Consider the following 10,920-nt stretch of genomic DNA (forward strand, 5'->3'; position numbering starts at 1 on the left):
GGGCCACCAGTTGGCCTCGCCGAGCAGGAGCATCAGGGACGGCAGGACCAGCATCCGGATGACGAAGGCGTCCAGGAGGACGGCGACTGCGAGGCTGAAGCCGATCTGCTTCATCTCGATCAGGTGCAGCGCCGCGAAGCTGGCGAACACCGTGACCATGACGACGGCGGCGCTGGTCACCACGCCCGCCGAGCTGCCGATGCCCTCGACCACGGCCCTGCGGGTCGGCACTCCGCGCAAGGCGGCCTCACGGATCCGGCTGATCACGAAGACCTGGTAGTCCATCGACAGGCCGAACAGGATCACGAAGAGGAACAGCGGGACACGGGAGCCGATCGATCCGGTGGAGTGGAAGTCGACCAGGCCTTCGGCCCAGGTGTGCTGGAAGACCATGACGAGGATGCCGAGCGACGCGGCGGCGGAGAGGAGGTTGAGGACGATGCCGACCAGGCCGAGGACGACGGAGCGGAACGCGTACACGGTCATGGCGAAGGTGACCAGGAGCAGCGCCGCGATGATGAGGGGCAGCTTCTGTTCCTGGTGGGTCGGGTAGTCGGTGTAGCGGGCCACGTCACCGGTCACCGCGGCCTCGGCGCCCGGGACCCGGCCGACGGTCTGCGGGACGTACGTGTCGCGGATGTCCTTGAGCGAGGACTGGGCCGCGTCGCTGCTGACGTAGTGCGGGACCTGCAGCTGGAGCATGCTGATCCGCTTGTCGGGCGACGTGGTCAGCTTGGAGGTCCCGCTCAGGCGCGGATCGTCCCTGACGTCGGAAGCGAGTGCGCGCAGCGCGGCCGTCACCTCGGGCGAGCGGTCGGCGTCGGCGCGGACGACGACCTGGTGCATGGACTTCAGCTCCGGGTAGGCGGCGTTGAGCCGGTCGTAGACCTGCATGGCGGCGATGGAGCGGGAGTGTGTCTCGCGGCCCATGTCGGTGAGCTTGAGGCCTAGGACCGGGGCGGTGAGGGCGAGCAGCCCGACGACGGTGACGGTGAGGGTGGCGACGGGGTGCTTGGCGACGGGGCGCAGCACGGCGGCGGTCAGCCGGCCGGGGCCGGTCCTGTGCCCCTTCTGCTTCTTCGGCGCGACTCCGCGGGCCGCCCGGCGCTCGCCCCGGCGCTCGGCACGCATGCCCAGCTCGGCGAGCACGGCGGGCAGCACGGTCAGGGAGCTGACGATGGCGACGAGCGTGACGACGATCGCGCCGGTGGCGATGGACGAGAAGATGACGTCGTCGGCGAGGTAGAGGGTGGCGCTGGAGACGGCGACGGCGAGACCGGAGAGGACGACAGCCCGTCCGGACGTGGCGGCGGCGAGCTCGACGACGGCCTGCGGGCTCAGTCTGCCGCCGGCGCGCGCCCGTTCCTCGCGTTCACGCTTGAGGTAGAAGAGCGTGTAGTCGACGCCGACCGCGAGGCCGATGAGCAGGATGACGTTGGTGCCGACACCCGCGTCGGGGAAGACGTGCGAGGCCACCATCGACAGACCGACGGCCGCGACGATCGAGGACAGGGCCAGCAGCAGCGGTACGAGGGCCATCGCCACGGAGCCGAAGACCAGTAGCAGGGTGATGAGGGTGACCGGCAGGGCTATCACCTCGGTGCGGGAGAGGTCGTCGCCGCGTAGTTCGTCGACGCCCTTGCTGATGGACGGCGACCCGGTTTCCTCGACGCGCAGCCCGGGATGAACCTTCTGCACGGCCGCGGTCTGTTCGATCAGCGGGTCGACGTGCTTCTTGCCCGCCAGTTCCGGGCCTCTCATGGTGACGGTGACCCGCACCGCCGTACCGGCTGCGCTGCGCACCGGGTCGGCGACCGAGAGGACCTCTGGCAGCTTGCTCATCCGGGCGGTGACGTCGGCGGCGGCCGAGTCGGCCGCGGCGATGTCGAGTTCTCCGGTGCCCGGCTTCGTGGTGATCAGCACGTGTTCGACGGGGCGCTGCTGCAACCCGCCCTCCGCGGCGATCGCTTCGCCGCGTCCAGCCTCACCGATGCGGAAGTCCTCGGTGGTCGCCGCGGTCGTGCCCACCGAGATGCCGACTCCTAAGCACAGGACGACGAACACGAACCAGCCGACGATGCCCCGCCACGGGTGGGCGGCGCTCCAACGAGCCATGCGTACGGGAAGATTCCTCATGGCATCCATGCTCTTCCCCAGGGTCGGGGTGCCGACAGCAGCGACCGGTTGAACGTGGGGTCCACCGACTGGTGGACCCCCGTCCGGCCCAGGGGAGGCTGAGCGCGTGCAAGACCGTCACGTTCGTCGGCCGTCCGTCAGTCCTGCCCGGAGGCTCCGGGCAGGAGGACGACAGTCCGGCTGACGATCCACTGAACGGTGGTGCGCTACCGCGTGGGCCCGGCGGAGTGCTGTTCCCATCGGTCCCAGTGCAGGACGTGCTCGCGGGGGATCCGGCGGGCCGGCTTGAAGTCGGTGCCGATGGTGTAAGCCAGCGGAATGAAGGCGGCCAGCATGATGTCGTCGTACGGCACGCCGAGCGTCTCGGCCAGTTCCCGCTCCAGTGGTCCTTGCGCTGTCGTCCAGGTGGTGCCCAGGCCGCGTGCCCGGGCGGCCAGCATGAAGCTCCAGACCGCCGGCAGGATCGAGCCCCATGCCCCCGCCTGCACGGTCACCGGCGCGTGATCGGTGCGTCCTTCCACCCCGGGAATGACGAAGGCGGGCACGCGGTGGATGTTCGCGGCCAGGTGGCGTAGGCCGTCGAAGACACGCTCGGTGGAGCCGGGATGGTAGTTCATGCGCCATGCGTCGCGTTCGGTCAGGAGGTGTCCGCCGGCCAGTGGCAGGGCGCGCAGGAAGATGTCTGCCACGGCTCGCCGTTGGGTGTCTTCGGTGATGACGATGAAGTGCCAGCGCTGCCGGTTGCGGCCGGTCGGGGCCTGGGTGGCCAGGTCCACGCATTCCTCGATCAGGGAGCGCGGGACCGGGCGGTCCAAGTCGAGGCGTTTGCGTACGGCGCGGGTGGTCGACAGGAGTTGGTCGGGGGTCAGGTTCAGCGTCACGGCCGCTTCCTTCGGTTTCGGTTTCGATTTCGGAGCCGGGGTCGGTGGCGTCGTGGGGCGGTCGGTCAGGCGGGGGCCGGCGTCTCGGCGTCCTCGGCGTGCGCGCGCAGGCCGAAATGAGCCAGGGCGGCGCCGATGAGGGAGAAGCAGCCCGCCGTGAGGAAGGCGACCCGGTAGCCGTCGATGCCGGGCGCGGCGGCGGTCATGAGCGAGGCGAGCACGGCGACGCCGATGCCTGCCCCGATCTGGACGGCGGAGGTGATCAGTCCGGACGCCAGGCCCTGCTGGTCGTCGGGGAGAGCGCTGACGGCCGCGATGTTGAGACTGGGGAAGGACAGGCCGTTGCCCACGCCGTGCACCACCAGCGCCGGTAGCAGCACACCGGCGTAGCCGGCATCCGTGCCGGCCCGGAGGAACAGCAGGATCCCGGCGGCCTGGACCAGCATCCCCACGACCGCGGTACGGCCCAGCCCCCACCGGCCGATCAGCCGTCCGACGAGCTTGGCGGTCACCATGATGGCCGCGCCCATGGGGACGATGCCCAGACCGGTCGCCAGTGCGCCGTATCCGCGGACCTGCTGGAGGTAGAGGACCGCGGCGAACTGCCAACCGATGGTCGCGCAGGCCCAGGCGAGCGCGGCGAGGTTGGCGCCGGAAACGGCGCGTGACCGGAACACTTGCAGCGGAACGAGCGGAAACCGCTGCCGCCGCTCGACCAGTACGAAACCGGCCAGGAGGACCGCGGCGGCCCCGCCGGCGGGCCAGCTGGTCTCGGTCAGCGCGTACACCAGCGACAGCACTCCCGCCGTGACCGCGACCGCGCCGGCGGCGTCGAATCTACGGCCCGCTCGGTCGGGTCGGCCGCCTTGCGGCAGCGCCCTCGGAGCGGCCAGCAGCACCAGCAGGGCGATAGGCACCGGGAGGAAGAACACCAGCCGCCAGCTGACTTCGGTGAGCAGCCCGGAAGCAATGAGGCCGCCGCTGTAGCCGGTGGCGCCGGCCAGGGCGTAGACGCCCAGGGCCCGATGGCGCTGTGAGCCCTCGGTGAACGTCGTGGTGATCAGGGACAGGGCGGCCGGGGCGGTCAGCGCCGCGGCCAGTCCCTTGACCACCCGCGTGATGACCAGCAGCCATCCCTCCGAGAGCAGCCCGCCGACCAGGCTGGCCGCGGCGAAGACGGCGAGCGAGACCAGGAACATGCGGCGGCGGCCTAACAGATCGGCCAGACGGCCGCCCAGCAGCAGGAAGCCGCCGTAGGCGACCGCGTAACCGGACACGAGCCACTGAAGCGTGCCCTCCGACAGCGACAGGTCCCGTCCGATGGCGGGGAGGGCGACCCCCATGAGCGACAGATCCATCGAGTCCAGGAACACCGCGGTGCAGAGCAGTACCAGGGCCAATTGCCTCCGGCCCTCGGGCTTGACCATCGCCGGACCTCCATCTTCACGCAGATTATCTTGCTCCAGATGATTGGGGAGCATACAAATCCGATGAGTGGTGCGCAAACAATCTGGGAGCAGATGAATCTTGGTAGGGTGCAGGAGTGACCGCCGCACACGTGAAGGAGGTGGGCATGCCGCCCAAGACCGCGAAGCGCGAGACCGGCTACTTTCCGACGCTTGCCGCAGAACGCCTGGACATCGCGCTGTGCCGGGCCTCGACCGTCGTCGCCCGCGCCGCAGAGGCCCGGGCGAACGAGTCCGGGATCGGGGTCGGGCAGCATCTGGTGCTCAAGATGCTCGCCGAGGTCGGCCCCAGCTCGCAGCGGGCCCTGAGTGACCAACTGCGCATCGACCGCAGCGTCATGGTCGGCATCTGCGACGGCCTGGAGCAGGCAGGGCACGTACGGCGCGAACGCGACGCGGGCGATCGCCGCGCCTACGCCGTCACGATCACCGACTCAGGCCGCCGACTTCTCGCCCGGGCCGAGGACGCGGTACCCGGATTCCTCGACGACACCTTCACGGACCTCACCCCGGCCGAACGCGAGCAACTCTCCGCACTGCTCGTCAAACTCCTGGGGCTCCACTCCTGACGTGCTTGCCCTGGGCAGCTCACACGGTCAGGCCGTCACGGTACGGAAGGCGCTGGGGCTCAGGCCGCGGTGGCGTTTGAATGCGGCGCTGAAGCCGAAGGCATCGGCGTAGCCGACGGATCTGGCGATCTGGGCGATGGCGAGGTCGGTCTCGGACAGCAGCGCCTCGGCCTCGTCCATGCGGCATTCGGTCATGTAGGCGAGCGGAGGACGGCCGATGATCTCGGTGAAGCGTTTGGCGAACAGCGCCCGTGACACACCGGACTCGGCGGCGAGCGCGCCCACCGTCCACCTCCGGGAGGGCTGGGCGTGGAAGGCGTGGAGCGCCGGGGCGAGGATCGGGTCGGCCAGGCCGCGGTACCAGTGCGGTGCGTCCGAGCGTGCCTGCTCGAACCAGGCGCGCAGCGTGCAGACCAGTGCCCAGTCCAGGAGCCGGTCCATCAGCGCTTGCGAGCCGGCTGAGCGCAGGGCGGCATCGACGGCGGCCCGCTCCAGCCAGTCGCAGACGTCGGCGTCCTCGCTGACCACCAGCACCGGCGGCAGGCCGAGCAGCAGCCGCTCGTGGCGACGGCCCGAGGCGCGGTAGGCGCCCACGATCAGTGCGGTCGCCGCGTCCGGATCGTTGCCCCAGTGGATACCGCCGAGGTCCTGGGCGGTGCACTCGGGGGAGTCGGTGAAGCAGGCGATCTCGTACTCGGCGTGGGGGCGGTCGAAGGAGGCCGGCCCGTCCGCGAGGTGGAACGTCCCCGGGCCGCGCACGACCGCCGTGTCACCGGCGCGGACCGCTCGCTCGGTTCCGTCGGGCAGACGCAGGGTTCCGCCGCCGCGCAACACGCTGACCATGGTGAGCGGGGCACCGTCGGCGAAGCGGATGGTCCAGGGCGCTTCCAGCACGGCGTGGCTGACCACCGAGCCCTCGGCCCGGATGCCGCTGAGCAGAGAACTCAAGGGATCCACGGCGGCCATCGTAGACGAACTCCTATGCCCTGGAGCGTTTCTGCCATGGATCATCCAGTCGATCAGTCGTGTACTGGACGGGCAGCACCGACGGAACCCAGTCAGGAGAAACGATGCCGCCCCTCGACAACGCAGCCGGAACCGCCCTGGTGGTCATGGCTCATCACCGCGCCGACTCCCTCACCGCACACACGGCCCGCCGTACCGCCGCGCAACTGGAAGGCGCCGGGTACCGCGTCGACCTGCTCGACCTGCACGCCGAACAGTTCGACCCGCGGATGAACGTGGCGGACCAGCCCGACTGGGGTGATCGGGACAAGCCGTACTCGGACGAGGTACGGGCCCACATGCAGCGCATCCTCGACGCCGATCTCGTCATCGCCGTCTTCCCCGTGTACTGGCAGAGTGTGCCTGCCCTCCTCAAGGGCTGGATCGACCGGGTGTGGAACTACGGCTTCGCCTACGGCCGCAGCAAGCCCCGCCTGGCCGGCAAGCGCATGTTGTGGCTGGGCCTGGCCGGTGTCACCTCCGGCGATCCCGTCACGGAGGGGATGCGGGCCGTGCTGGAGACCAACCTCAGTGAAGGCATCGCCTACTACTGCGGGTTCTCCCACTCCACCGTCGCTCTCCTCCCCGACGCCGAGGAGCGCCCGCAACGACTCGACGCCGAGGGAAACCTTCTGGTCGGCGACGCGGTCGCCGGAACCGAACGCGAGGCGCGGTACGCCGAGTTCGACCGCCGGGCGACGAAGGCCGTGGAAGGGTTCCTGGCTGCCGAGCCGGTGCCGTCTTGAGCAAGGCCGTGTCCATCGTGGCGGTGACGCGCGGGGCGTTCTGGTGTTGAGCAACTGGTATTCAGCCGGAGTACACGCTGCTTCCACGTCCTTTCTCCAGAGTTCCGCCTCGTGCCTACTTCATACTCACGCTTCGGCGTCGCCCCCCTATGCGCCGCAGCTCTGACGTTCTCAGGTCTGGTTGCCACAGGCTTGTCCGCCGCTCAGCCTGCGGCTGCCGCTGATCCGGCCGGCTACCAGAACGTTCGCATCAATGAGGTCACCTCTTCGAACAGCGACACGGTGGAGCTGTACAACACCGGCTCCACCGCGGTGAGCATCAGCGGCTGGAAGATGTCCGACGACAGCTTCTCACCGCAGTCGTTCACCCCGTCCGCCCCCACGATCGCCGCCGGCGGCTTCGTCACCTTCAACTCGCCGAAGGGGCTCGGTGACTCCGACAAGCTGGTGATCTACACGGCCGACGGCACGGTTGTCGACCGCGTGGAGTGGGCCACCGACGGAGCGAAGCCTGCGATGGCCCGCTGCGGGGGCGACGGCACCGGCGCGTGGGTGACCACGACCACGGCGACCACGTTCGGCGCCGCGAACGGCTCCGGCTGCCCGTCGTCGATCCCGTCGGCGAGCCAGGTGCGCATCAACGAGGTCACCTCCGACGGCGCGGACACCGTCGAGCTGTACAACGGCGGCACGAGCGCAGTCAGCATCGGATCGTGGAAGTACGTCGACAACGACACGAGCCACACCCCGGTCTCGGTCGCTTCGTCCTCGCCGAACGCGACGAAGATCCCCGCGGGCGGTTACGTCACCTTCAACTCCGCTCCGGGCCTGGGCGACAACGACTCGCTCTTCCTCACCGACAGCAGCGGCAACTCCGTCGACTCGGTGACCTGGGCCACTGACGGTGCCAGGCCGTCCGACGAACGCTGCGCCAACGGCACCGGATGGTTCCGGACCTCCACGACGGCGACGCTCGCAACTGCCAACTCCTGCTCCGGCGCTGGAGGTGGTGGCGGTGGCGGCCAGACCGGTCGTCTGCTGGGCGGCGGGGGCTCGCTGACCAGTGGCTGCACTCCTGAGGCGCCCTCCGGTACGGGCACGGCCCCGGCGGGTACGTCGGCCTGGCCGGGCGGGCTGGACGTCACGATCACCGATGACGTCTGCGCGTTCACCACGTCCACGGGACCTGAGGGCCGTGACGTGAGCGGGCTGGCGTTCGACCCGGCGAACCCGTCGGTGCTGTGGGCCGCGAAGAACAAGAACTGGCTGTACAAGCTGGTCAAGAGCAACGGCAAGTGGGTCCCGGACCCAGCGTGGAGCGCGACCGGCAAGCAGATCCGCTTCGCGGGCGGCTCGGGTCAGCCGGACTCCGAGGGAGTGACCGTCGGGGGCAACGGCCACATCTACCTACCTCGGAACGCGACAACGCCAACAACACCGTCCCGAAGGACACGATCATGGAGTTCGACCCGGCCGCGAGCGGAACGACACTGACGCCGGTCCACCAGTGGGACATGACCTCGCAGTTCCCTCAGCTCGACACCGGCAGCAAGGACGACGCCAACCTGGGCTTCGAGGGCGTCGGCTGCGTGCCTGACAGCTGGCTGACGGCGAACGGCTGGATCGACCCGCTCACCCACGCCGCGTACAACCCGGCCAACTACCCGCTGCACGGCGCGGGCCTGTTCTTCGCCGGTCTGGAATGGGACGGCACGCTGCACGTCTACGGGCTGAACTCCGACGGTTCGTTCACCACGTTCGGCACGGTCTCGACCGGCAAGGCGTCCGTGATGGACGTGATGTTCGACGCCGGGACCCAGCGCATCGTCGCGACCTGTGACAACACCTGCGGCGAGACGCACACGTTCATGAAGGTCGACGCCGCCGGCGCGATCGTGCCGGATGCGACCTACACGAACCCGGCCGTCATACCGGTGGACAACCTGGAGGGCTTCGCCATCGCGCCGAAGTCGACCTGCGTCAGCGGCTTCCGCGAGGCGGTCTGGAGCGATGACGGCATCTACGGCTTCGGCTCCGGAAGCTCCTCCTACGGACACGCCCTCTACAGCGGCACGTTCCCCTGCTGATTCCGAGCCTTTCCGGCCCTGGCCGGCATCGCCTCGACGGGGAGCATGGGCGGGGCATACGAGTGTGCGAGGCTGTGCCGTCGCTTCGGTGAAAGCGGGACCGGGAAGGCTGGGATGCTGAGGCTGGGTCGGGCGGTGGTCATGCTGACGGCCACCACGCTGCGGGTGTACCTCGTGCTGCCCCAAGAGCCACTGGGCGGGTCGATCGTGAATTCCAACTGCCCGCGCCCCACGAGCGGCGTACACGTGCACCCCGCCCGACCGGCCCACACCAAGTCGCTGGGGCAGTCGTGAACCTCGGCATCATCGGTCAGGCAGCCGGCCTGTACGCCGTCACCAACATCGACGACATCCTGGTCCTGGCCCTGTTCTTCGCCCAGGGCGCCGGTCACAAGAACTCCACCCGCAACATCGCCCTCGGGCAGTTCCTGGGCTTCGCCGCCATCCTCGCCGTTGCCGTGGCCGCCGCATACGGCGCGACCTTCCTGCCCGGGTCCGCCGTTCCCTACCTCGGCCTGCTGCCGCTCGCCCTGGGCACCAAGGCCGCCGTGCAGGGCTGGCGGCACCGCGGCACTGCCGAGGAGGAGAAGCAGTCGCCAACGGCGGCGACAACATCGGCGTCTACGTCCCCGTCTTCGCCACCGCCGGTGTCGGCGGCATGAGCGCCTACGTGATCGTCTTCCTGGTTCTGCTCGCGGTGTGGATCGCGGCCGGCCGCTACTTCGCCACCCGGCCAGCCATCGCGAAGACCCTCAGCCGCTGGGGCCACATCCTGCTGCCGCTGGTCCTGATCGGCCTCGGCGTGCTCATCCTCATCGAGGGCGGCGCCTTCGGCCTGTGAAGGCCGGCCCACCCGCCTCTCCCTGCCCCGCACGCGGGCGGCCCGGTGCAGCGGGTACTCGGCGCGGACGCACTGCGAGGTCCACACAGATCAGCCGGCCGGCGCACCGCTCCTGAACGTCAGCCGAGGCCGGCTCCCCGGGCGGGGAAGAAGTCGGCGCTTTGGACGTACTCCATGGCCTTGGTGAACTCCGGGTCGGCGAGGCGGCGTTCCATCTCCTGCGGGCTCAGGTCCTCCACATGGGTCTGGATCCAGTACAGGTTGCCCAGCGGATCGCGGACCCGCCCGATCCGATCTCCGAAGAACAGGTGGGTGACCTCGGTGACCGAGGTACCGCCGGCCGCACGACTTGACGGTGCACGGCGTCGGCGTCCTCGACGTAAAGGCGCAGGAAGCCAGGAGTCGGCGGCCACTCCGGCCGCGCGTCGAACATCATCACCACTGAATCGCCGATCCGTACCTCCGCATGCTCGATGGCCCCGTCCTTGCCCGCGAGGCACGCGAGCTCCTCCGCGCCGAAGGCCCTCTTCATGTAGTCGATGAGCTGCACTGTGTCGCGCGAGATGATCCACGGCGTCACTGTGCTGTAGCCCTGGGGAACAGGCTTGACGGACATACGACTGCCTCCTGGGGGCGAGTGCCTCAACGCGCTGACGAAGGTAGACGCCTCTTAGGACGCAACCTGTCCTAGAAGCTCCGGCCCGGGAGGTGCCGCGATCACTGTCGGCTGGGGAACGGCTCGCTGAAGGACTGTCTCGGTGACGGACGCCGCGGCCTCATGCGTCGTCTTCGGCTGATCGGCTCCGTCCCCGACGCGCCCCGGCTCAGGTGCCCCGCTCCTGCTGGCGCGCCGAGCGCTCCCGAGCCCTCCCGGCGTACGCGGTCATGAGGGCCAAGGCGGCGCCGAGCAGCGTCACCGCGCCGAGGACCAGGAACGTCACCTTGGCGAAGGCGTCGTCGACGGCCGCGTGCACCCGGTCCCTCCACGGACGTGAAGAGCAGGTCGGTCAGCGCGAGCCCGAGGGTGGCCCCGATCTGCCGGGCCTCGACCGTCAGTCCCGCGCCGACACCGCGCGCCGAGCCCGAAACGGTGCCCGTGACCATGGCCGTCGCCGAGGGGACCAGCTCCGTGTCCCCGCTCGGTCAGCTGTCCCACGAGCGGCGAGAGCGTCCCTGGTGAGGAGGAGCA

The 10,920-nt window shown here is 69.6% G+C and carries 13 protein-coding genes; 7 read left to right on the top strand and 6 right to left on the bottom strand.

What is annotated here, in order from left to right; genetic code table 11:
• The 3 genes from IE312_RS08830 to IE312_RS08840 all read right to left on the bottom strand — a co-directional run.
• Positions 1-2,136, bottom strand: a 2,136-nt coding sequence (locus IE312_RS08830) for an MMPL family transporter (protein ID WP_229899362.1), incomplete at its 3' end; no start/stop codon positions are given.
• A gap of 206 nt (positions 2,137-2,342) precedes the next feature.
• Complete coding sequence (locus IE312_RS08835) at positions 2,343-3,017, bottom strand: nitroreductase family protein (RefSeq protein ID WP_189980051.1); 675 nt, start codon at positions 3,015-3,017, stop codon at positions 2,343-2,345.
• Between the two features lie 65 nt (positions 3,018-3,082).
• Positions 3,083-4,444 carry an MFS transporter gene (locus tag IE312_RS08840; protein ID WP_189980053.1) on the bottom strand — a complete coding sequence of 454 codons (1,362 nt, stop codon included), beginning with the start codon at positions 4,442-4,444 and terminating at the stop codon, positions 3,083-3,085.
• A 146-nt stretch (positions 4,445-4,590) separates the two neighbouring features.
• On the opposite strand from IE312_RS08840, the gene IE312_RS08845 reads away from it, so the two are divergent.
• Positions 4,591-5,052 (top strand): MarR family winged helix-turn-helix transcriptional regulator, encoded by a 462-nt coding sequence (locus IE312_RS08845; protein ID WP_189980335.1) that lies wholly within the window; start codon positions 4,591-4,593, stop codon positions 5,050-5,052.
• Between the two features lie 27 nt (positions 5,053-5,079).
• Here the strand turns inward: IE312_RS08845 and IE312_RS08850 are convergent, their stop codons facing one another.
• Entirely contained in the window at positions 5,080-6,009 is a 930-nt protein-coding gene (locus IE312_RS08850) for an AraC family transcriptional regulator (RefSeq protein ID WP_440862348.1), read from the bottom strand.
• A gap of 113 nt (positions 6,010-6,122) precedes the next feature.
• On the opposite strand from IE312_RS08850, the gene IE312_RS08855 reads away from it, so the two are divergent.
• The 6 genes from IE312_RS08855 to IE312_RS44650 all read left to right on the top strand — a co-directional run bounded on the left by IE312_RS08855 (position 6,123) and on the right by IE312_RS44650 (position 9,731).
• Positions 6,123-6,803 carry an NAD(P)H oxidoreductase gene (locus IE312_RS08855; RefSeq protein ID WP_189980057.1) on the top strand — a complete coding sequence of 227 codons (681 nt, stop codon included), beginning with the start codon at positions 6,123-6,125 and terminating at the stop codon, positions 6,801-6,803.
• A 282-nt stretch (positions 6,804-7,085) separates the two neighbouring features.
• Complete coding sequence (locus tag IE312_RS39270; protein WP_229899364.1) at positions 7,086-8,297, top strand: lamin tail domain-containing protein; 1,212 nt, start codon at positions 7,086-7,088, stop codon at positions 8,295-8,297.
• Positions 8,261-8,890, top strand: a complete 630-nt coding sequence (locus tag IE312_RS39275; RefSeq protein ID WP_229899366.1) for a hypothetical protein — start codon at positions 8,261-8,263, stop codon at positions 8,888-8,890. The genes IE312_RS39270 and IE312_RS39275 overlap by 37 nt, the downstream gene beginning before the upstream one ends.
• Positions 8,891-9,004: 114 nt before the next feature.
• Positions 9,005-9,184 (top strand): hypothetical protein, encoded by a 180-nt coding sequence (locus tag IE312_RS08865; RefSeq protein WP_189980058.1) that lies wholly within the window; start codon positions 9,005-9,007, stop codon positions 9,182-9,184.
• On the top strand, positions 9,181-9,552 hold the full coding sequence (locus IE312_RS08870; protein WP_440862349.1) for a cadmium resistance transporter: 372 nt from the start codon (positions 9,181-9,183) through the stop codon (positions 9,550-9,552). Before IE312_RS08865 ends, IE312_RS08870 begins: the two co-directional genes overlap by 4 nt.
• Positions 9,504-9,731: a cadmium resistance transporter gene (locus IE312_RS44650; RefSeq protein WP_440862352.1), complete on the top strand. Its 228-nt coding sequence runs from the start codon at positions 9,504-9,506 to the stop codon at positions 9,729-9,731. The genes IE312_RS08870 and IE312_RS44650 overlap by 49 nt, the downstream gene beginning before the upstream one ends.
• A 226-nt stretch (positions 9,732-9,957) precedes the next feature.
• On the opposite strand, the gene IE312_RS08875 is transcribed toward IE312_RS44650, so the two are convergent.
• Complete coding sequence (locus IE312_RS08875) at positions 9,958-10,347, bottom strand: VOC family protein (RefSeq protein ID WP_229899368.1); 390 nt, start codon at positions 10,345-10,347, stop codon at positions 9,958-9,960.
• A 208-nt stretch (positions 10,348-10,555) separates the two neighbouring features.
• Positions 10,556-10,705, bottom strand: coding sequence for a hypothetical protein (locus tag IE312_RS08880; protein ID WP_189980060.1), 150 nt, complete (start codon positions 10,703-10,705; stop codon positions 10,556-10,558).
• Positions 10,706-10,920: the final 215 nt, after the last annotated feature.

This window comes from Streptomyces capoamus (assembly GCF_014654935.1).
Classification (GTDB): domain Bacteria; phylum Actinomycetota; class Actinomycetes; order Streptomycetales; family Streptomycetaceae; genus Streptomyces; species Streptomyces capoamus.